Source organism: Amycolatopsis sp. NPDC004169, assembly GCF_040610315.1.
In the GTDB taxonomy this organism is placed as follows: domain Bacteria; phylum Actinomycetota; class Actinomycetes; order Mycobacteriales; family Pseudonocardiaceae; genus Amycolatopsis.
Window position 1 is genome coordinate 128815 of sequence record NZ_JBEXMD010000011.1, and the last position, 21568, is coordinate 150382.

Consider the following 21568-nt stretch of genomic DNA (forward strand, 5'->3'; position numbering starts at 1 on the left):
TCGTAGACGTTACCGTGACGGCGGCACGCGGTGCCTACTTCTCCTTCGCACCACTGGTGGCGATTTCGCCGTTCAGGCCGCGCGGGTAGAAGCCACCCGAAGACACCTTGTCCGGGTTGAGGTAGGCGATGTTGAGCACCCGGTCCGCGGACCGCCCGAACGCGATGCCGTTGGCGTCGGCGGGGACGAGGTTCGCCTTGCCGTCCTTGAGGACGCCTTCGTCGTCGTCGGCCTTGCCGTCGAGGCTGTCGCGGGCGTCGGAGATCTTGTTGGTGATGTCGCCGAGGCCGCGCTCGAAGAGGGCGGACCGGACGATCCCGGCGTGGTAGGCCTCGACGGCCAGGATGCCCGCGGCCGCGTCGAGGAACGTCTTGTTGTTCACCAGCGGGGCCGCGCCCTTGTAGGCGGACACGCCGACGTCCTCGAACAGGTAGGCGGCGAGCAGGAAGTTGTTCTCGCTGGCGAACGGGTCGAACGTCTGGCCCTGCTTGATCACGCCCGCGGCCTGCATGGCGGCGGTGAAGCTGTTCTGGAAGTCGATCTCCGGCTGCGCGACGGCGGCCTTGTCGAGGGCCTTGCGCAGGAAGTTCACGTGGGCGACCTCGTCGCCGGCGATCTCCTGGACGATCTGCTTCGTGTGCTCGCTCTTGAACTTCACGCCGTGGCCACCCGAGACCTTGCCCAGGTTGCCGACGCCGTTGACGTACTTCTCGTTCAGGCCGTAGCCGTAGGCGGCGAAGGAGTAGAGGTTCGCCTCGAGGTATTCGAGGTTCAGTGCGAAGTTCAGCACCGCGGCGTCGCTCGCCGCCTCCTTCCCCTTGTCACCTCCCTGCGCTCCGTACTGCGAAGTGGCACCGGCCGAGCCGAGGCCCAGCGACAGCGCCGTGCCGAGCGCACCGGCACCCGCGACGCCGAGCCCCGCCGCTCCCGCAGCCTTGAGGAAGCGGCGGCGGTCGGTCGCGTTCTCCGCGCTGCGCTCGATCAGCTGCTCCGTGTAGCGTTTTCCGAACACCGGGGGACGTCCTCTCGTGACGAGTTCGTCCACCTCACCCACCGGTCATACGTACCTGGGCGTCCCCCGGCTCGGTCAAAACGGGAAAAATTTTGATCGACTTGCGTTTTCCCAGGTCAGTCGCGCTGCGCGACGGCGAGCCGGACGCACACGGCGAGCGCGCGGACGGCCTCCTCGACCTCTTCCAGCTTCGGGAAGGTCGGCGCGATCCGGATGACGGCGTCCTCCGGGTCGTTCCCGTGCGGGTGGGTCGCGCCGGCGGGGGTCAGCGCGACCCCGGCCTCCTTCGCCAGCCGCACGACCTCCTTCGCGGTGCCCTGCGGGACGGTCAGCGTGATGAAGTACCCGCCGGTCGGCTTGGTCCAGGACGCCAGGTCGGCCAGCTCCTCGGAGAGGATGCGGTCGACGGCCGCGAACTTCGGGCCGATGATCTCGGCGTGCTTGCGCATGTGGGCGCGCACGCCGTCTTCGTCCTTCAGGAAGTGCGCGTGGCGCAGCTGGTTGACCTTGTCCGGGCCGATGGTGCGCTTGCCGATGTTGCCGGTCCACCAGGCGAGGTTGGCCTCGGACGCACCGAAGAACCCGACGCCGGCGCCGGCGAGGGTGATCTTCGAGGTGGAGCCGAAGACGAAGACGCGGTCGGCGTTGCCCGCCTCGGCGGCCAGGGCGAGGACGTCGGCCAGTTCCGGCTCGGCGTCGGTGAGGTGGTGCACGGCGTAGGCGTTGTCCCAGAAGATCCGGAAGTCGGGCGCCGCGGTGCGCATGGTCGCGAGCCGCTTGACGACGTCGTCACTGAAGGTGACGCCGGTGGGGTTGCTGTACTTGGGGACGCACCAGATGCCCTTGACGGCCGGGTCTTCGGCGACCAGCGTCTCGACGACGTCCATGTCCGGGCCCTCGTCGGTCATCGCGACTCCGACGAGCTCGATGCCGAAGCGCTCGGTGAGCGCGAAGTGGCGGTCGTAGCCCGGGACGGGGGCGAGGAACTTCACCTGCGGCTCGTCGGCCCAGCGGCGCTCGGCACCGGGCAGCTTGCTCAGCAGTGCCTGGACGACGGCGTCGTGCATCAGCTCGAGGCTCGAGTTCCCGGCGGCGAGCAGCTGCCCGGCGGGCACCTGCAGCGCGGGGGCGAAGATGCGGCGCAGCTCGGGCAGGCCGTTGAGGCCGCCGTAGTTGCGGACGTCGGTGCCGTCCTCGGCCTTGAAGGTGCCGTCGCCCGGGAGGGAGAGCAGCGCGTTCGAAAGGTCGAGCTGTTCGGGGGACGGCTTGCCGCGGGTGATGTCCAGGGAGAGGCCTCGGCCGACCAGGGCCGCGTAGTCGCTGCGGGCCGTGTCGACGTCGACGGAAGCAGTGGTCATGGCCTCAACGCTAAACCCGCCGTCGATACCATTTCGGGGCGGGTCCTGGCTAGGGTGCTCGGTGTGCATCTCGTCGTCCACGCCGACCAGCGCCAGTTCACCGTCCGGGATTCTTCCACCCGGTTGACGGGCAGCGGGTGGACTGCTTCCGCGGTCGAGCTTCACCGGATCGGGGCAGAACCGGGCGGTATCGCGATCGCGACGGCCCGGTCGGACGTCGTCGAGTCGTCGGTGACGCTGCTGCCATCCCCGCCCGCTGTCGCGGCCGATGCCGAGCACGTGGTGGAAGCGGATCTTCCGGTTCCGAGCGGGCGGTTGGTGATTTCCGGGCCGGCGGACTACCCGTCGCAGGAGAAGTACTTTTCGGTGCTCCCGGGGTTGTACCGGGCCCGGGTTTCGTACGTGCCGGCCGGTCCGCCCGCGGTGACGTGGAACGAGCACGAGTTCGGGGAGCACTACCGGTACGTGGTGGAGCTGTGGCCGGTGGAGTCACGGTCCGATGTGGAGGTTGTCCGCCAGGGCGCAGCTGTGTGGGACGGTTAGCAGGGCCGAAGCCGGCAGTCACCCCGGCAGGGCCGCCAGGAGGTCGGTGAACGCGTCATCGGTCAGCGGTTGCAGGTGGGCCAGCCGGTTGCGGGTCTTCCGCAGGTGCTGGAGAAGGACACGGTCATCCCGGTCGAGCGTGACGCCGCCCGTGTTGTCGAGCCAGTAAATGGCCCCCAGCTCCAGCGGATCCTGCGCACGGCCGGGATCGGCTGCGTACCTTCGCTTAGCTCGTGTTTCGGTCGTGAGCCGCAGAAGTGACGCGGAGGAAGCTCGGCTCCGGACGATCACCTCGAGCCTGGCTCGTTGTTCGTCGATGATCGGCATGAGTGCCCGGTTCTGCCCACGCCACACCAAGGTGTCCAACTCGGCGGCCACGGACGCCGTGTCGGCCACCGCCGGGCTGATGCGCACGTGGCCGTCCCAGACATCGGCCACCCCGAGCCGCCACAATTCACGCAGCTTCAGCGGAGGCCGGTGAGCACCCGCCGCCTGCCAGTGGCGGAGATCGACGCCCTCGGGCTGTCGGGCGAAGTCGTACGCCAGCTTCTGGAGCAACGGTGCGAGATTCGCGACCTCACCGTCCCAAGAAGCCGCGAGTGATGCGGCCAGTGACAGGTCCGGCCCCGCGACTTCGGTCAGTATTTCGTTGACGGTGCACTCACGGACGCGCGCCGCGTAGCCGGTCGAGGTCCGCCCGTCCGTGTGGACACGGGCTGCGGCGACGACAACGGCCGTGTCCAGCCGTCCGGTCGCGCCCCACCACCACCGCACCCGGGTCGTCACCGGGTCGATCCGGTCGAGAAAGGGGCCGGATACGTCCCGTTCCCGGGTCGCGAACAGGACCCGTGGCCGCAGTTCGGGCGGGACACCCCGCTCCTTGAGCATCGCGGTGAGCTGGATCAGGAACGTGCTCGCGTCCGTCGGATCCGGCTCGTCCCACCCGCTGACGACGATGACCTGGCCTCGCAACGACTCGGCCAAGGCGAGGTCACGCACAGTGTCGCCGGCCGACTGACCTTCGAGGGCGATCCCGAGCCGCTCGACCACGGTGGTCCGGATCTCCTCCGGCTCGACGGCCGGCTCGGACCGCAGTGCGTCCTCGTCGAGGAAACCGAATCGGTCCTGCGCCCAGGACGGCGTGCTCTCCCTGCAATCGCCGCTCTCCGGTCGTTCCACCACCCCCGGCGCCCGGACGCGGCCGGTGCGCTCGGGCTTGGCCACGCGGATGCTGTCGGGACGGGCCGCGAGCAGGTCGAGCAGCATGTCCGCGTCTCCGCGTTGCACGAGATCGTCGGGCACGAGCCATACGCAGCTGAACCCCTCGTTCAGGTCCTGGGTGATCCGCCAAAGGTGGCGGCCCGGCCCGGGCAGATTGGCGAAAACGCTGTCAAGGAAGCCGGTCACGACTCACCGCGCACGGCTTGCAGGCAGCGGTGCACCACTACGTCCAGGACCACACCCTCGCCGGTCTCGTCCAGGACACCGAGGTCGGCCAGTCTCTTCAGCAAGTCACTGCTGTCCGGCAGGTCGAGCTCCAGCGCGGCGGCGGCATCGGCCGGCGAAATCGGTTCTCCCGGCTCGAAATACTCCGACCACGGCCCGATCAGGTCGATCAGCTTGCGGTCCAGTCCGGCCGCCGCCAGCTGGATGGCCGCCTTCTCGCGATCATCGAAGAACTGCCGGATCTGCTCGAGCGCCTGTTGTTTGGTGAGGCCGAGCGTGACGACCATCGCCATGACCTCCTCCACGAGCTCGGGCCAGCCGCCCGTGGCCCTGATCAGGTCAGCACGCGAACTGAGGACGTCGAACGGGCACTCGGGCCAGCTGCGCACACTGTCCGCCGTCCAGCGATCGGGACGTACCCAAGGCGAGCGCAGCAGCTCCGCCGCGAAGTCGGCCTGTGCCGGAGCGACCAGCACTACCGCGCTCAACGGTGCCTTCGCCAGCTTGTGTGCGACCATCTCGATTTCGGCTTCGGTGGCCTGCAGCAGGTCCGCGATCAGCACTGTGGGACGGGTGCGCCGGGCCGCGGTGGATATCGCCTTCCCCACCTCGGCCGCCGTGTGGTGGACCTCGACCTTGCTACCACGGGGTTCGGCGTGCCTCGACACTGCGTCGGGCACTCGGGCGATTCCGAGCGCCTCGGTTCCCGTGACCACCGTGACGCCGTTCGTAGCGGTCAGCTGCACCAGCTGACCATCGGTCAGCGGGCTGCGGCGCTCGCGTCCGTGCGAGGAGAACAGCAGACGGCGAGCTTCCATCGGGTTGTACTCGTACGGCAGGTCGAAGTCTGCGTCCTTAAGCTCCCGGTCCAGGTCGGCCGCAGTACCCAGCATGGTGACGACATTGGGGCTGCGAACGGCATAGCGATCTTCGGACAGCTTGATGAGCAGGCCCAGGTCGACCATTTCGGACAGGTTGATGCTGACCTGCCTGCCGTCCAGCTTGCCGAATCCGGCCGGCCAGCGTTCCCGCGCCTGCTCGAGGATCTCCTCCGGGCCGTAGTCGGCGCCGAAGGAGTCCTTCAGGCTCAGCAGGGCGATCACGAGCATGAGGACGCGGTAGCGGTCGTCCAGGTTGATGGTGATCCGGAGCCGCTCCTCTATCTGCTTGCGGACGCGCTTTCCCGAAGCCACCGCCTCGACCACGTCCTCGGTCACCTCGACCGGAATCGACGACGCTCGAGCCTGTTCGCGGCGGGCGTGCATCGTGCGCACCAGTTCCTCGCAGAAGATCTGGATGAGCCCCGCCTGGTAGTTGGTCACCGACAGCAGCCGCCACACCAGCTCAGGCCGTTCGAACGAGTACCCGAGTGCACGCATCGGCTCCGTGACCAACCGGCTCGCGTCCCGGGGCTCGAGCGGGCCGATGAGAATGTCCGGACCACCGTGCGTGAGCGGCACATTCGGCAGGTGGCCGAACCGGCGGACCTGGTGCAGACCCGCGAAAACCACCTTGAACCGGCGCTGAGTGGACTCCATCAGCTCCTTGAGGCGGACCACGTGCCGGAAGCGCGCTTCCCCGCCGGCCGTCGGCACGCCACGGGAGTCGGCGGTGAGGAAGGCATCCGCTTCGTCCGCGAGCAGGAGCAGCTTGCGCGACGGGTGGCCGCCGATCCACCGGCGGATTTGGGTCACGACGACGTCGGGTGGCGCATCATCCGAGATCTTGGCGTCCAGGACGTTGCGCTCCTTCAGCTCGACGACCAGTTCTCGCCAGATCCGCCCGGCCGGTTCGCCTTCACCGATTCCCCGTCCTTTGAGATCGAGGTAGACAGCCAGGCGGAAGTCGTCGCGGTAGGCGGCCTCGACCCGGCGCAGCAACGCGGACTTGCCCAGCTGGCGGCCTCCGTAGAGGAAGAGGCCCCCTTCGGAATCGACCACCTCGGAGATCTCCCGGTCACGGCCGACGAAAACCTCGGGGGGAACCAACCCGGCAACGAACGGCCGGTAGGGGTTGAAGGCTGTCCAAGGCAACGTGACACGCTGGGTCGCGCGCCAGGATCCCGGCTCCGTGGCGGCCACCCAGCCCAGTACCGCCGGGTCGATGACGATGGCTTGAGCGCGACTGCGCGTCGCCTGAGCGGCCAGGCTCCGCCGGGTCCGCAGATCCATGGTGAACAGGTACAGGACGATGTTGGCTCGGCCGACTTCTTCCTGTCCGAGAACGTCCAGCACCGATCGGCCTCCCCGGCGTTCCTCCATGACGACCGTGACCGTGTACTCGGCCGCCGCGGAACCGAGCGCCGAGACGTAGGAGCCGTCACCGGGCACACCCCGAACCGTGAAGCGCCGGAATCCCCGGGCTCCGCGGTACTTGATCTCGGTGAGCGGGGCTTCACAACGCAACCCCAACGTGCGCAGGATGCTCTTGATCGCCGAAGCGAGCTGGTTGCCGGCGTGCCGTGAGGCGTCGCTCAAACCGTCCCAAGCCTTGGTACCGGCCTCCCCGATTTCGGCCAGCGGCCGCCCATCCCCGATCAGGTCGGCCCAAGCCCGGACCGTGGTCAGTCCCCGACCGGCCCCGCGCTGCAGGATTCCGGTGAATGTCTCGAGGTCACCGGCGGTCGGCCGCTCCGGCTCCGGAAGCCGGGCGCCGGTTTTGAGCAACCAGAGGAAATCCGTGGCGGTGACGGTGTCCCCGTCGGTCAAGAGGGCAACGATACTGTCGTGGTCTGCTTTGGGCGCTTTCAGCGCGTCCAGTTCGGCACGAAGCTCGTCGACGCGGTCTTGGAGCCGTCTCTTCAGCGTATCGACCAAGTCACGCAGCTCGGCCGATGCGAGGTCGAACTGCGGCTCCTGCGGCATCATCATGGCCTCGAGCTGCCGGGCCACCACGTTCTCTTCGGGCGGCTCGAGCACCTTCTGCGTCCGGACCCGCGCGAAAAGATCGCGTGCCCGGGTGACCTCACGCCGATGCATGCTGGTCCACTTGTCAGCCGCTTCGGCGATGACTTTGTCCAGGCCGCTGATCGTGCCCGCTCCCGGCCACACCCCTCGATCGGTCAGTTCGACCACCCGCCGGGCACGCCGGAGATCCCCTCGCTCGCAGTACTTCCGGACCACTTCGACGACGTTCACGGGCTCGCACGCTCTGGCGAGGATGGCAGGAGTGCGTGGGTCGGTGCGGTCCGGACGCCCGCTTTCGTCATACCGGAGGTCCGTCAGGCTCAACAGGACATCGGCGGTGGGCTCGGCGATGCCGTCGGGAATGCCGACAACAGGTGGGCCAGCGAACTCGGCCGAGGTGATAACCGAACCGGGGTTCTGCAGCCAGGAGCGGAACAGAACGAGTGCCGCACCGGCCATTCCCGGGGGAGGCACGGCGTCGGTGATCCCCGACAGCGCGTCCGCCAGGTCCGCCGCGGCCGGGCCTGTGTCGGCGCCCGCCGCGGACAGCCGGCTGTCGAGCGCCCCAGCCTCCAGCACCACGGTCCGCACGTCGTTCACCGCGCGGACGAGCGCGCGAAGAGCCATGGCGACGATCGGTTCTTTGGACTGCTTCGGCGTACGCATCTCCTGGTCGGCCTTTTCGATCAACACGTCGGGAGAGCTGGGCGCCGCGAGTTCTTCGCAGGCCGAGGCCAGTGCGCCGTCGTCGTTCCCCGCCGCCCAGGCGACCACCGCGTCGAGGCCGTTGGCCAGCGGCTGCCCCGGCACCATCATGCGTTGCAGTACCCGGGTCGCTCGCTGGTAACTGGTCTTGTGCCGCGGCAGCTCCTTGAGCAGGGCGGCGGCGCGCCGGCCGAGTTCCCAACGTGCCGCACTGCTGTCTTGTCCCACGTCCGGAATCCCGGCCCGCGAGTCGAACGGGTAGCGGCTTTGCAGTGCCGCAACGCACGATCGGATGAGGGTCGCCCACCGAGGGGGCAAGCCCTGTTCAACGGCCAACTGCCCGAGCAGGCGGTGGCTCCACCCGGCGGCGAGCCCGGCCCGCAGCATCGCGGTCGTCGCCAGTACTGCGGCGTCGTGATCTTTGCTGAGCGGGCGCGGGTCGAGATCGATCGCGGCGAGCACCGCATTCGCGTCCGCGCTGCCGTGCACCGTGTAGGAGGCCGAGGCGACCCGAAGCACGGCTGCCCGGATTTCCGGCTCAGCGGACAACGCCGTCACCCAGTAGGCCTCGGCCACCCGGCCCGCCGAAACCAGCTGGACGGCCAGGGGCCGTTCACCCTCGTCCCAAGGGAAACCGTTCTTGAACTCTTCGGCGTCGGACGGCTCCGGCTCCGGCTCGATCGAGCTCGGGGCGGAGTCCGCCGCCTCGGCTTCCGCCCGGGCGGCTTCCGCTCCGGGATTGCCAGCACCCGGTACCGCGTCGGCGATGGTGTTCGCCACTGCCCCGGCTGTCGGATGCTCGTCCCAGTCCACGGCGTCGGGTACGTCCGGCTCGTCGGGCATTGGCACCGCCGGCGCATCTTCGGTGTCGACGGGCTCCGCGGCCCCGGTCAGCTGGTCGCGTTCGGTCCGGACCTCTTCCAACACCCGAAGCAAGCGCGCGCGAGTACCGGTGGCGGACAACTCCATCATCTTCTCGAGTTCGGCGATCTGCCTGTCGAGCCGGGCCACCTTGTCCGCCGATTCGCCGGCGAGCCGTTGCTCGTCCAGCGTGGCCCTGGCGGCTCCGGTCACCTCATGGAAGTAGTCGATGCCGGCGTCCTCGGCGGCCGCCGCGAACTCACGAACCGCTTCAAGCAGCGCGGCGCGCTCCTCGGTGTAGGACTCGATCTTCGCGCGAAGGTCGGGGGCAAGCGGGAGTCCGCTCTCCGCCCGGTCGGCGGCCAGCCGGAGATCACCGGCGGTGCGGCCGGTGCGATCGCGGAACTTCGACATCCGGGTTTCCGACTCGGTGACCGTGCTTTCCGTCAGCTCGGTGGGGATCGCTGCGTCTCGCACGTCCTGGTCACCTTCCCGTATGAGTGCGTCGTCCGTGCCGGTGACTGCTTGCCCCTTCCGGCTCTCACGACCTTGCCGCAGCTCAGTCAAGTCCTGCGGCCCGTCGGAACGATCGAGCTCCGCCAAATCGCCTTCGAGCTGATCCCGGAACTCGACGGCCAGACCACTGGCCGGAAACTTTCCGATCAGCAACGCGAAAAAGACCATCCGGCCGAGAGGCCTACCCAGTGACAGCAGCATCTTCCGCAATTCTTCCGCTCCGGGTTGCGCCACCTCCTGCTCGGGAAAACCGAGGTAGTTCACCAGAAGGTCGGCGGCCACCGGGACAACGCTTCGCGCGACGGCGGCAAGCACCGACGGGGATGCCTTCAGTATCCAAGCCCGAGTGGCCAATGCCTCTCTGCGCCGAAAAGAAGAGGAGTTCTTCCGGCGGGCCAAGTGGGCGCCGGCTCTCAACACGTCGGAGGCGCCTAACAGAACACCCAGACTCGTGTCGTCGAGAGAAACAAGCCACTTGCGAAGATCTCGGAGAACATCAGTCACGATAAATCCTGCCGTTTATCGTCGATCATTGGCGAGCAGGACTACTGTCGTTCGGGACACCTACCGTGTTACGGCGAGCATCGTATTCCCGGTGTCGGTTCGAATCCTCAGGAAGCGGGTGCTCGACGACCAGCAGCTTCCCATCGCACCGCTGCCGGTTTTTCCCGATCAGAGTGCCGTCAGCGTGGCCAGTTTCCAGCGGCCGTCCACCCGCTTCGCCGTCACCGCCAGCTGGGCGACCGACGACGTCGGCGCTCCTCCGCCCTGCGTCACCGTCTGCTGGTCCAAGAACAGCAGCAACTCCGCCGAATCCCCCCGCAACGAGCGGACCCCGATCGCCCGGACCGTCGTCGTGCGGGTCAGTTTCTCCGACTGCGCCCGCGTGCGAGCCGAAGCGAACTGCGTCTGGTACTGCCACACCGCCTCGCCCGTCAAGACCTCCGCGGCCGCTCGTTCGGTGCGGGGCAGGTTCGCGTAGTCGTACGAAAACACTGCCTTCACCGCGTCACTCACCGAAGACGAAACCTCGGCCGTGGCCGAAGAATCCACCAAGGCCTGATTGTCCCCAGGGGACAGTGAAGCCGCCTCGATGCCGAACCAGGCCGTGCAGCCCAGGGCCAGTGCCAGCACGACGACCAGCAGCCGGGTCATGAGCCTGCCGCCTGGACCCCGGAGATCTTCCAGCCGTCCGGGGAGCGGGACACGTCCACCGTCAGGCGGTTGAGGCGGGCCGAAGGGGGCGCGCCGCCCGTTGACACGCGGACGTCCAGCACCGCCAGCAGACGTGCCGACCCGCGGGCCGGATCGACCTCCGTCACCGCCGTCTGGACCAGGGAGGCCGAGGACACCGTCCGAGACGCAGCAGCGCGGTCGATCTGCAGCTGACGGTCGCCCGAAAGGTCCTTGAGGTACTGCCCCGTCGTCGCCGCGATCCAGCGGTCCACGTCCGCCGCCGCCGTGCGGTAGTCGATCGTGTTCAGCGTGACCAGGTACGGCCCCGCCGCGGCGAGCACCGCGTCGCGCTCGCGGCCGCGGGCGTACGACTCGTCCGCGGCCGCGCGCCACCATGACCAGCCCGCGAACGCCGCGGCCAGGACCGACAAGAACGCGAAGACCGCCAGGAGGCGCAGCTTCACGGCGCGCCCAGCAACCGGCCGAGCCCGCCCGACGACGGCCCCGTGAGCAAGCTCAGCATGCCCGGCAACTGAGCCTGCGAAGGCGCGGAAACAGTCTGCGAAGGCGCCGCCGGGATCGCGGGCGGCTTCCCCGCGTAGGGCGCGTTCTGCGCCCCGCGCACCCCGGTCGGGCTCCCGGGCGGCTCGGCGCAGTAGGCGTTCATGTTGACCGGCGCTTCCGACTCGTCGTTCGCCGGACGCTGCTTCGTCCCTTCGTACCCCTTCGTGCACGAAGCCGGGTCGAAGAAGTTGAACACCACGCCCAGATGACCTGTGCCGTCCGGGGACGTCGACGGCGAGAACGCCGAGATGATCGGGTACGCGACCAGCAGCTCCTCGATCGAGTCTTTCCGGGACGTCGTGATCTGCGCGGTGGTCAGCAGGTTGGCGAACAGCACGCCCAGGTCGGTCCCCGACGCGGCCAGCACGTCGGAGATCTGCCGGCTCAGCTGCGGCGCCTGCGCGATCACCCGCCGCAGGTCCGGATCGGACTTCTTGAGCTGGCCGGCGATCGTGCGAAGACCGGCAGCGAAGTCCGTGATGTTCGCCGCCTGCCGCTCCTGGGTGCCCAGCACGATCCGCGAGTTCGCCAGCAGTCCCTGCGTCTGCGGCACGTACTGCGCGGCCACGGCCGTCAGCGAGCCCGTGCTGTCCAGCAGCTGCTGCAGCTCCGGGCCCGCCCCCGCGAAGGCGTTGTACGTCTCGTCGACGACCGTCCGCAACGACTCCGGGTGCACGCTCGCCACCAGGTCGTCGAGGTGGGTGAGCACGGTGTCCGGCGACGGCGGCAGCGACGTCTTGTCCGCCGTGATCACCGAGCCGTCCTTCAGGAACGGGCCGCCGTTGTGCAACGGCAGCAGGTCCACGAACTGCTCCCCCACCGCCGATCGGTTCGCCACCTGCGCGTGCGCGTCGGCCGGGATGTCCGGCGCGCCCGCGTCGATGTCGAGGGCGACGTCGACGCCGTGCTCGGTGAGCGTCATCGACGTCACCCGGCCGACCGTGACGCCGCGGTAGGCGACTTCGGAGTTGACGAAGATGCCGCCGGAGTCGGTCAGCTGCGCGGTGACGACGTACCCGCGGTTGCCGAACAACCGGTCCAGCCCGGCGTACCGGCCGCCGGCGTACACCACCGACACCACGGCGATGACGACGAACGCGAACAGCTGGATCCGGATCTTGCGGGTCACCGGCCGCCCCCGATCAGGCCGAGCAGCCCGCCCAGCAGGCCCGGGCCTGCCGCCGGGGGCACCGACCCCAGGTCGGGCAGGGGCAACGGCGGCGCCACCGGAGTCTGCTGGCCACCGGTTCCGGACGGCAGCGCGATCGGCGGCTGCGACGAGTTCGTGAAGTTCGAGATCAGCACGTCCAGGTCGAGGTTCACGTTCGCCTCGACGTTCGCGTAGTCGCCCTTGATCACGTTCCCCGCGTAGTCCGGGAACGGGTAGGTGAGCAGGATCTGCAGCGCGTTCGGCAGGTTCTGGCCCGCCTCGCCGAGCTTCGTCAACGTCGGCTGCAGGGCGCGGAGGTTCGCCACGAGCTGGTCCCGGCTCTTCGTCACCGTGTCCACCGCGACCCCGGACAGCGTGTTCAGCGCGTTCAGCATGCCCACCAGCTGGTCACGCTGGTCGGTGACGACCTTCAGGCCCGGCGCGAGGTTGTCCAGCGCGTTCGTCAGGTTCTGCGTCTGCCCGGTCAACGTCTTCGAAAGCTTGGCCAGGCCGTCGATCGCACGCAGGATCTCGGTCTTGTGGCCGTCGAGCTGGGTGGCCAGTTCGTCCACTCTGGACAGCAGGGCGCGGATCTCCGGCTCGTTGCCCGACAGGGCGTCGTTGAGCTCGTGGCTGATCTTCTGGATCTGCTCGACGCCGCCGCCGTTGAGCAGCAGCGAGAGCGCGCCGAGCACCTCCTCGACCTCGGGGTTGCGGTTGGTCCGCCCGAGCGGGATCTGCCCGCCGTCGGCCAGGCGGCCGGAAGCGGGTTCGGCCGTCGGCACGCTCAGCTCGACGAACTTCTCGCCCAGCAGCGAAGACTGCTTGAGCTCGGCACGCGCGTTCGCCGGCAGCGCGATGTCGCCGTTGACGGTCATCGCCACCAGCGCCGAGCGCGTGTCCGGGGTCAGCGTGATCTTGTCGACCCGCCCGACGGCGACGTCGTCGACCTTGACGCTCGACTGCGGCACCAGGTCCAGCACGTCGGTGAACAGCGCCGTGACGTGGTACGGGTGGTCGCCGACGTCGGCACCGCCCGGCAGCGGCGTGCCGTAGAGGCCGTTGAACCCGCCGTCGCTGCAGCCCGCGAGCACGAGCACCCCGGCCAGCGCACCGGCGATCCGCTTGCGCCCCTTCACTTCGCACCGCCGGACAGCTGTTCCATCACGTCGACCAACGGGAGCGGCAACGGCGGGAGCGTCCCGTTCTGCAGGGAGTTGAGCACCTGCGGGATCGTCGGCAGCTTCAGCGCGCCGTCCAGGATCGGCGCCAGCTGCTTGCAGATGTTCCCGAGGGTGTCGGGGACTTCCTTGGGGGTGAACGAGCTGATCAGCCGGCACACGGTGAGGATCGGCGGGTTGGTCAGCTCGTTGAGGTTGTCGCGGACGGCGATGGTGCCCGACGCCGCGTCGTAGGAGTTGATGAAGTTCGTGGCGCCGGTCGGCGCGATGTCGAGCACCTCGGCGAGTGCGGCGCGCTGGTCGACCAGCACCTTCGACAGCGACGCCAGCTTGTCCACATTGGACTCCAGGGCCGTCTTGTTGTCGTTGACGAACTGCTGGACGTCCCCGAGCGCCCCGCCCAGGGACTGCAGGGCGGCCCCGACGTCGTTCGAGTCGGCGGCGAGGAACCGGCTGACGTCGGCGACGCGGCCGTAGAACTCGTTGAGCTGCTGGTCGCTCTGGGCCAGCGCACCGGTGAACGAGTTCAGGTTCTGCACGGTCGAGAACAGGTCGTCCTTCGAGCCGTCGAGGGTCTTCGCGAGCTGCGCCAGCTGCCCGACCGTCGAATTCAGCGAAGTGCCGTTGCCCTTCAACGTGTTCGCCGCGGTGTCGAGGACGCCGGACAACGCGCCGCCGGAGTTCGCGCCGTTCGGGCCCAGCGCCGTCGAAAGCTTGTCCAGGCTGGAGTACAGGTCGTCCAGTTCGACCGGCGTGGCCGTGCGCTCACGCGGCAGGACCGTGCCCGAAGCGAGCACCGGGCCGTTGTCGTAAGCCGGGGTCAGCTGGACGTACCGGTCGCTGACCAGGCTCGGCGCGACGACGACGGCGCCGACGTCGGCCGGCAGCGGGGCACCGTCGACCTCCATGTCCACCCGGACCGCGTCCCCTTCCGGCGTGACGTCGGTGACCTGGCCGACCGGCACGCCGAGCACCCGCACCGACGAGCCCGCGTACAGCCCGACGGTCTTGCCGAAGTACGCGGACAGCTTGACGCCGTTCGACGACCGGAACACCGGGTACAGGGCCGCGGTGACGATCAGCGCGAGGACGCACGCGAACGCCAGCCAGGTCACCAGGCTGCGGCCGCGGGCGGTGTGGATGGTCATCGGCGGCCCACCCCCTGGTTCGGCGCCGCGATCGGCGGGGTGCAGCCTTCGGGGTTGATGTGCAGGCCGCCCACGGTGATCGTCGGCGGCAGCAGCCCGCACAGGTAGCCCTCGAACCAGCGGCCGTTGCCGGTGGCGTTCGCGCCGACGCGCGCGAACGGCGCCATCAGCTGCAGGCTCTTGTCGAGGTTGCCCTGGTTGCGCTGCAGGATGTCGGTCACCTTGCTCAGCTTGTCCAGCGTCGGCTTGAGCTGGTCCCGGTTGTCCCGGACGAGCCCGGTCAGCTGCTGCGAGAGCTGCTGGGTGCCGGTGAGCAGGGCGTTGATCGCGGTTTTGCGGTTCTGCAGCTCGGTGAGCAGCAGGTTGCCGTCGCTGATCACGCGCTGGAGCTGGGCGTTGCGGTCGGAGAGCGTCTTCGACACGCTCCTGGTGTTGGCCAGCAGCGTGTGCAGGTCGGCGTCGCGGGAGGAGACCGTGCGAGCCAGTGAGGACAGCCCGTTCAGCGTGTCCTTCAGGTACTGCGGGCTGTCCTTGAGGCTGTCGGAAAGGGCGTTGAAGCTGTCCGCGAGCTGTTTTGTGTCGATGTCGCCGACCGTCGTCGACAGCTGGTCGAAGGCGTCCTGCAGCTGGAACGGCGTGCGCGTGCGGGCCTGCGGGATGGTCGAGTCCGGCTCCTGCGCGCCGTCGCCCTTCGGGTCGAGCGCGAGGTACTTCTCCCCCAGCAGCGTCTTGATCTCGATGGACGCCGTCGTCGCGTCGCCGACCCGGATGCCCTTGACCCGGAAGCGGACCAGGACCTGCTTGCCCGCCAGCTTCACCGACGACACCGTGCCGACCTTGACGCCGGCCACCTCGACCTCGTTGTCCGGCGCCAGCCCGGCGGACTCGCCGAAGTAGGCCGAGTACGTCGTACCGTTGCCGAAGAACGGGAGCTGGTCGGAGAAGTACGTCGTGGCCGTGACGAGCACGATCAGCACGAGCGCGACCGCGCCCACTCCCGCCTGGTTGCGTTCCTTCAGCGGCTTCACGGACCACACCTCTCCGCGCGCTGCGTGCCGGGGATCGGGATGATCGGCAGGGTGATGTCGAGCGAGGAAATGCCGATGGTGCCGGTGATCCCGCACAGGTAGTAGTTGAACCAGCTGCCGTAGCTCAGCGTCCGGGTGAACTTCTGCAGGTTGCCCGGCAGCACCTCGAGCAGGTGGTTGAGCAGCACGCCCGAGTCGCCGAGGTTCTGCGACAGCACCCCGAGCTGCGCCACGTCGTCCTTGAGCGCCGGGCGCGCGTCGGCCAGCAGCCCGGTGGTCGACACGGCGAGGTCGCCGAGCGCGCTGACCGCGTCGCCGATCGGCTTGCGCTGCTCGGCCAGGCCGCTCACCAGCTTCTGGGTCTGCTCGACGAGGTCACCGAGCTGGGCGCCGTGGGCGTTGACCGTGCCGAGCACGGTGTTCAGATTGGCGATGACCTGGCCGATCACCTGGTCCTTGCTCGCGATCGCGCTGGTCAGCGACGCGGTGTGCTGCAGCAGGCTGGTGATCGTGCCGCCCTCGCCCTGGAAGACGCTGATGATCTCGGCCGAGAGCTGGTTGACGTCCTTCGGGCTCAGCGCCTTGAACAGCGGCTTGAACCCGTTGAACAGCACGGTGAGGTTCAACGCCGGTTTCGTGCGCTCGGGCGGGATCGTGCCGCCTTCGGGCAACGCGCGGTCGCCCGGGACGTCGGTGCCGAGCGCGAGGTAGCGCTGGCCGACCAGGTTGCGGTACTTGATCGTCGCGGTCACCGTCTCCGGCAGCCGGTAGGCGTGCTCGACGTCGAACCGCACCCGCGCCAGGGTCCGCTCCCCCTCTTCCACCTCGATCGCGTCGACCTGGCCGACCTTGACCCCGGCGATGCGGACGTCGTCGCCTTCCTTGAGCCCGGACGCGTCGGTGAACTTCGCCAGGTAGCCGGACGTCTCGCCGAAGTTCGTGTTGGCGATGGTGGCCGCGAGGATCCCGGTGAGCAGCACGGTGACGACCGCGAAGATCCCCAGCTTGATCAGCGACGGGACGAAACTCCTCACTTCAGCTCCACCTCCGCCCCGCGGTAGAGCGGCCCGACGAGCAGGCCGGCCCAGCCCGGCACGTTCCCCGGCGAGGTGCCGAGGGCGGGCGAGGCCAGCAGGTCGATCAGGTCGTTCTCGTAGGCCGACCCGACGATCGTGCCGTCGCCGCCGACGGCGCCGCCGCCGGCCGGCAGCGTCTCGGGCGGGTATTTCGGCGGCGGGGGCTTGCTGGAGCCGTCCTCGATGGCGCCGTCCGGCGGGTACTGCGGCCACACGCCCGGCTTCGGGACGCTCGGGTAGCAGCGCGGGCCGCGCTTGTCCTCGTACTTCGGCTCGTCGACGCCGGGGAGGTACTTGCCGCGGCTGGCCGCGAACTCGATGGTGACCCGGCTGACCTCGGGGTGCGCGGTGCCCTTGCCGAACGCCAGCTCGGCGCGCGGCACGGACTCCGCGAGCTGCCGCAGCAGGCACGGGTACTCGGGCGCGTACTTCGCGAGGACGTCCAGCGTGGGCTGGACCGCCGTGGTGAGCCGGATCAGGTTGTCCTTGTTGACCTGCAGGAAGTTCGTCAGGTCCACCGAAGCTGCGGTGACGGTCGCGAAGAGGTCGCTCAGCTGCGCGCGCTGGTCGACGATCGTCCGGCTGGTCGTGGTCAGGTCGGACAGGGCCTGCAGCAGGTCGGGCGCGGCCTTGTCGTAGGTGTTCGCCACGTTCGCCAGGCCGGTGATGTCGGCCTTGACGTCCGGCAGCGACGGGTTGAGCTTGCCGAGGTAGTCCGACAGCCCGGCGAGGGTCTCGCCGAGCTGCTTGCCGCGGCCGTCGAGCGCGGTTGCCACCGCGGTCAGCGTGCTCGACAGCTTCTCGGGCTGGACGGCCTGCAGCAGCGGCATCACGTCGTCGAGGACCTTCTGCAGCTCGATCGCGGCGCTGCTGCGGTCCTGCGGGATGACGTCACCCGCTTCGATCGGGCGTTCTCCGTTCTCCGGCAGCTGCAGGGCGACGTACCGCTCGCCGAAGAGCGTCTTCGGCAGCAAGCGCGCGGAGACGTTTCGAGGGATGACGTGGGTCTTGTCCGGGTCCAGCGCGAGTTCGAGCTCGGCGTGGTCGCCCTTCGCCAGCACCGAGCGGACCTCGCCGACGAGCATGCCGCGGACCTTGACGTCGCCGCCGGTGCGCAGCTGGCTGCCGACGCGGTCGGTCTCCAGCTTCACGAGCGTCACCGGGGTGAACGCCTTGTGGTAGACGGCGAGCGTGAACGCGATGAACAGGGCGGCGACGAGCAGGAAGGCGAGCCCCAGCACCTGGTACCGGAGCCGCTGCCAGAGCTCGCGCCTCATCCCGAGATCCTCACCGTGGTGTTCGCGCCCCAGATCGCCAGCGACAGGAAGAAGTCCAGCACCGAGATCAGCACGATCGACGTCCGCACCGCCCGGCCGACCGCGACGCCGACACCCGCCGGCCCGCCGCTGGCGTTGAAGCCGTAGTAGCAGTGGGACAGGATGACGAGCACGCTGAACACGATCACCTTCCCGAACGACCAGAGGACGTCCCCGGGTGGCAGGAAGAGCGTGAAGTAGTGGTCGTAGGTGCCCGCGGACTGGCCGTAGAGCCAGATGGTGATCTGCCGGGACGCGAGGTAGCTCGAGAGCAGGCCGACCGCGTACAGCGGGATCACCGCGGCGACGCCGGCGAGCACCCGGGTCGTCACCAGGTACGGCATGCTCGGCACGCCCATGACTTCCAGTGCGTCGATCTCCTCGGAGATCCGCATCGCGCCGAGCTGGGCGGTGAAGCCGCAGCCGACGGTGGCGGACAGCGCGAGCCCGGCCGAGAGCGGCGCGACCTCGCGGGTGTTGAAGTAGGCGGAGATGAAGCCGGTCAGTGCGGCCGTGCCGAGCTGGTTGAGCGCGGAGTAGCCCTGCAGGCCGACGATCAGGCCGGTGAACAGGGTCATCCCGATCATCACGCCGAGCGTGCCGCCGATGACCGCGAGCCCGCCGGTGCCGAAGCAGACCTCGGTGAGCAGCCGCAGGGTCTCGCGGCTGTAGCGGCGGATCGTGCGCGGCGACCAGGCGAGCGCCTTCGCCGCGAACGCGAGCTGCTTGCCGAGGCCTTCCAGGCTCTGGCCGGGACGCGCGATGTACTCGAGCGTCCGGTCGGTGTCGACGGCCGTCATCACATCGCCTTCGGCGGGACGATCCGCAGGTAGATCGCGGTGAGCACGACGTTGATCAGGAACAGCAGCAGGAACGTGATGACGACGGCCTGGTTGACCGCGTCGCCGACGCCCTTCGGGCCGCCCGCCGGGTTCAAGCCGCGGAAGGCGGCGACGACCCCGGCGACGAAGCCGTACAGCAGCGCCTTGATCTCGCTGATCCACAGGTCCGGCACCTGCGCGAGGGCGTTGAAGCTGGCCAGGTAAGCACCGGGCGTACCGCCCTGCAGGACGACGTTGAAGAAGTAGCCGCCGAGCACGCCGACCACGCTGACCAAGCCGTTCAGCAGCACCGAAACGACCATCGCGGCGAGCACCCGTGGCACGATCAGCCGCTGGATCGGGTTGACGCCGAGGACCTCCATGGCGTCGATCTCTTCGCGGATCTTGCGGGCGCCGATGTCCGCGCAGACCGCGCTGCCGCCCGCGCCCGCGACGAGCAGCGCGGTGATCAGCGGGCTGGCCTGCTGCACGATGGCCAGCGCGCTGGCCGCGCCGGTGAAGGACTGGGCGCCGATCTGCGCGGTGAGCGAGCCGAGCTGCAGCGCGATCACCGCGCCGAACGGGATGGCGACCAGTGCCGTCGGGAGGATCGTGACGCTGGCGAAGAACCAGCACTGCTGGATCCACTCGCGGGCCTGGAAGGGGCGCTTGAAGATCGCGCGCAGGACTTCCCACGACAGCGTCGCCAGGCGGCCGACCTGGGTAAGGGCCGCGGTTCCCGGGAGCGTGCCGGTGCTCTCGCTCACTACGCCTCCCAGTAGGTCGTCACTGACCTCCGAGTCTTCTCCACACCCGGTCCACAGTTTTCGTTAGCGGTGTTTACTCAGCGTTGTCCGTCAGAAGTTGAGCGCGTGCGTCGCCGTCGCCCCTCCGTCCGCGACGAACTCCGCGCCCGTGCAGTACGCGCTTTCGTCGCTGGCCAGGAACAGCACCAGCTTGGCGATGTCCTCGGGCTGCCCGACCCGCTTCAGCGCGACCTTCTTCCCGACGTACGACATGTCGACTTTCTGGCCGCCCGCCGCGGTCTCGACCATCTTCGTGTCGATCGCGCCGGGGTGCACCGAGTTGACGCGGATGTGCTTCTTGCCGAGCTCCATCGCCGCGACCTTGGTCATCCCGCGGATCGCGAACTTGCTCGCGGTGTAGGCGACGAGGTAGGGCATCCCGGCCAGACCCTCCACAGAGGACACGTTGACGATGGAGCCACCGCCGGCGGCGGTCATCGGTTCAACGACCGAGCGCATGCCGAGAAACGCCCCGATCTGGTTCACCCGGATGACGCGTTCGTAGTCGGCCAGCGTCGTCTGCGCGAGCTCGGAGAAGTGCAGGATGCCGGCGTTGTTGACCAGCACGTTCGGGTGGCCGAACTCGGTGGTCGCGCGTTCGACCGCGGCGGCCCAGCCGTCCTCGTCGCCGACGTCGAGGTGCTGGTAGACGGCCCGCTCGCCGAGGTCGGCGGCCAGCTGCTTGCCCTCGTCGTCGAGGATGTCGGCGATCACCACGCGCGCGCCTTCGGCGACGAACGCGCGGGCGGCGGCCTCGCCCTGCCCGCGCGCGGCGCCGGTGATCAGGGCGATCTTCCCGTCCAGCCTCATGACTCTCCCAGGATTTCGGTGGCGGCGAACATCCGGCCGGGGTCGCGGTCGGCGAAGAAGGTGGCGAAGGACGTCTCGAGCTCGTCGAGCTTCCAGCGCTGTTCGATCCGCGGGGGCTCGACCAGCGCGACGGAGCCGCCGTGGACGACGAACACCTGGCCGTTCACGTGCTCAGCCGCGGGCGAAGCGAGGTAGGCGACGAAGGGGGCGACGTGCTCGACCGAGAGCGGATCGGTGCCCTCGGCGGGAGCAGCACCGAACACGCCCTCGGTCATCGCCGTCCGTGCGCGCGGGCAGATCGCGTTGGCGCGGACGCCGTACTTGGCCAGGCCGCGGGCGGCCGACATGGTGAGCGCGGTGATGCCGGCTTTCGCCGCGGCGTAGTTCGGCTGGCCGGGCGAGCCGATGAGGAACGCCTCGGACGCGGTGTTGACCAGCCGCCCGTACACCGGCGCACCGTCCGCTTTGGACTTGTCGCGCCAGTGCTTCGCGGCGTTGCGGGACAGCAGGAAGTGGCCGCGCAGGTGCACGCGCAGCACGGTGTCCCAGTCGTCGTCGGACATCGAGAAGAGCATCTTGTCGCGCAGGACGCCCGCGTTGTTCACCACGATGTCCAACCCGCCGAGGTCGAGCGCGGCTTCGACGAGCGCGTCGGCCGTGGCCCGCTCGCCGATGTCGCCGTCGACCGCGACGGCCTTGCCGCCGGCCGCTTCGATCTCGGCGACCACGTCCTTCGGCTCGCTGATGTCGTTGACGACCACCGTCGCACCGCCGGCCGCGAGCGCGAGCGCTTCGGCCCGCCCCAGCCCCGCCGCGGCACCCGTGACGATCGCCGTCCTGCCGGTCAAGCTCACCGCGGGGACCTCCTCGCCGAGTCCGGGATGTCGGGCCTACAGTAGAATCTGTTCTCGTTCGAGGCAACCCTTTGAGTGAACAGTGCTAACCCGTGATGAACAGGGCATTCTTTGGGCAGCCCTTGACTGCACTGGTAACGCGTTCTACCTGGTCGTCCGGCACCGGACCAGGCTGGATCACCAGCTCTTCCTCGTCGTCGAGGTCGAAGACGTCCGGGGCGAGCCCCACGCACACCGCGTTCGCCTCGCACAGCAGCCGGTCGACGCCGATCTCCATGCTTCCTCCGCCGC

The 21568-nt window shown here is 69.0% G+C and carries 18 protein-coding genes; 1 reads left to right on the forward strand and 17 read right to left on the reverse strand.

What is annotated here, in order from left to right:
* Window positions 1-34: 34 nt before the first annotated feature.
* Window positions 35-1012, reverse strand: coding sequence for a ferritin-like domain-containing protein (locus ABZX11_RS17520; protein ID WP_176175946.1), 978 nt, complete (start codon window positions 1010-1012; stop codon window positions 35-37).
* A gap of 116 nt (window positions 1013-1128) precedes the next feature.
* Window positions 1129-2370 (reverse strand): aminotransferase class I/II-fold pyridoxal phosphate-dependent enzyme, encoded by a 1242-nt coding sequence (locus tag ABZX11_RS17525; protein WP_354913979.1) that lies wholly within the window; start codon window positions 2368-2370, stop codon window positions 1129-1131.
* A 63-nt stretch (window positions 2371-2433) separates the two neighbouring features.
* On the opposite strand from ABZX11_RS17525, the gene ABZX11_RS17530 reads away from it, so the two are divergent.
* Window positions 2434-2913 carry a hypothetical protein gene (locus ABZX11_RS17530; protein WP_176175944.1) on the forward strand — a complete coding sequence of 160 codons (480 nt, stop codon included), beginning with the start codon at window positions 2434-2436 and terminating at the stop codon, window positions 2911-2913.
* A gap of 18 nt (window positions 2914-2931) precedes the next feature.
* On the opposite strand, the gene ABZX11_RS17535 is transcribed toward ABZX11_RS17530, so the two are convergent.
* From ABZX11_RS17535 to ABZX11_RS17605, 15 genes are all read right to left on the reverse strand, one after another.
* A complete protein-coding gene (locus tag ABZX11_RS17535; RefSeq protein WP_354913981.1) occupies window positions 2932-4320 on the reverse strand; it encodes a hypothetical protein in 1389 nt (462 codons plus the stop codon).
* Window positions 4317-9629, reverse strand: a complete 5313-nt coding sequence (locus tag ABZX11_RS17540; protein ID WP_354913983.1) for a hypothetical protein — start codon at window positions 9627-9629, stop codon at window positions 4317-4319. The genes ABZX11_RS17535 and ABZX11_RS17540 overlap by 4 nt, the downstream gene beginning before the upstream one ends.
* 390 nt (window positions 9630-10019) lie before the next feature.
* Window positions 10020-10502 (reverse strand): hypothetical protein, encoded by a 483-nt coding sequence (locus tag ABZX11_RS17545; RefSeq protein WP_354913985.1) that lies wholly within the window; start codon window positions 10500-10502, stop codon window positions 10020-10022.
* Window positions 10499-10987 (reverse strand): hypothetical protein, encoded by a 489-nt coding sequence (locus tag ABZX11_RS17550; protein ID WP_354913987.1) that lies wholly within the window; start codon window positions 10985-10987, stop codon window positions 10499-10501. The genes ABZX11_RS17545 and ABZX11_RS17550 overlap by 4 nt, the downstream gene beginning before the upstream one ends.
* Entirely contained in the window at window positions 10984-12216 is a 1233-nt protein-coding gene (locus ABZX11_RS17555) for an MCE family protein (RefSeq protein ID WP_354913989.1), read from the reverse strand. Before ABZX11_RS17555 ends, ABZX11_RS17550 begins: the two co-directional genes overlap by 4 nt.
* Complete coding sequence (locus ABZX11_RS17560; RefSeq protein WP_354913991.1) at window positions 12213-13376, reverse strand: MCE family protein; 1164 nt, start codon at window positions 13374-13376, stop codon at window positions 12213-12215. Before ABZX11_RS17560 ends, ABZX11_RS17555 begins: the two co-directional genes overlap by 4 nt.
* A complete protein-coding gene (locus tag ABZX11_RS17565; RefSeq protein WP_354913993.1) occupies window positions 13373-14566 on the reverse strand; it encodes an MCE family protein in 1194 nt (397 codons plus the stop codon). The genes ABZX11_RS17560 and ABZX11_RS17565 overlap by 4 nt, the downstream gene beginning before the upstream one ends.
* Window positions 14563-15594, reverse strand: a complete 1032-nt coding sequence (locus tag ABZX11_RS17570) for an MCE family protein (protein WP_354913995.1) — start codon at window positions 15592-15594, stop codon at window positions 14563-14565. The genes ABZX11_RS17565 and ABZX11_RS17570 overlap by 4 nt, the downstream gene beginning before the upstream one ends.
* Window positions 15591-16628: an MlaD family protein gene (locus ABZX11_RS17575; protein ID WP_354913997.1), complete on the reverse strand. Its 1038-nt coding sequence runs from the start codon at window positions 16626-16628 to the stop codon at window positions 15591-15593. Before ABZX11_RS17575 ends, ABZX11_RS17570 begins: the two co-directional genes overlap by 4 nt.
* Window positions 16625-17947 carry an MCE family protein gene (locus tag ABZX11_RS17580; RefSeq protein ID WP_354913999.1) on the reverse strand — a complete coding sequence of 441 codons (1323 nt, stop codon included), beginning with the start codon at window positions 17945-17947 and terminating at the stop codon, window positions 16625-16627. Before ABZX11_RS17580 ends, ABZX11_RS17575 begins: the two co-directional genes overlap by 4 nt.
* Window positions 17944-18786: an ABC transporter permease gene (locus ABZX11_RS17585; protein ID WP_176175936.1), complete on the reverse strand. Its 843-nt coding sequence runs from the start codon at window positions 18784-18786 to the stop codon at window positions 17944-17946. The genes ABZX11_RS17580 and ABZX11_RS17585 overlap by 4 nt, the downstream gene beginning before the upstream one ends.
* Complete coding sequence (locus tag ABZX11_RS17590) at window positions 18786-19574, reverse strand: ABC transporter permease (RefSeq protein WP_176175935.1); 789 nt, start codon at window positions 19572-19574, stop codon at window positions 18786-18788. Before ABZX11_RS17590 ends, ABZX11_RS17585 begins: the two co-directional genes overlap by 1 nt.
* 90 nt (window positions 19575-19664) lie before the next feature.
* Window positions 19665-20423 (reverse strand): glucose 1-dehydrogenase, encoded by a 759-nt coding sequence (locus tag ABZX11_RS17595; protein WP_176175934.1) that lies wholly within the window; start codon window positions 20421-20423, stop codon window positions 19665-19667.
* The gene (locus tag ABZX11_RS17600; protein ID WP_354914002.1) at window positions 20420-21277 is read right to left on the reverse strand and encodes a 3-oxoacyl-ACP reductase; all 858 of its coding nucleotides are present in this window, start codon (window positions 21275-21277) and stop codon (window positions 20420-20422) included. Before ABZX11_RS17600 ends, ABZX11_RS17595 begins: the two co-directional genes overlap by 4 nt.
* Window positions 21278-21362: 85 nt before the next feature.
* Window positions 21363-21554: a ferredoxin gene (locus tag ABZX11_RS17605; RefSeq protein ID WP_176175932.1), complete on the reverse strand. Its 192-nt coding sequence runs from the start codon at window positions 21552-21554 to the stop codon at window positions 21363-21365.
* Between the last annotated feature and the right edge of the window lie 14 nt (window positions 21555-21568).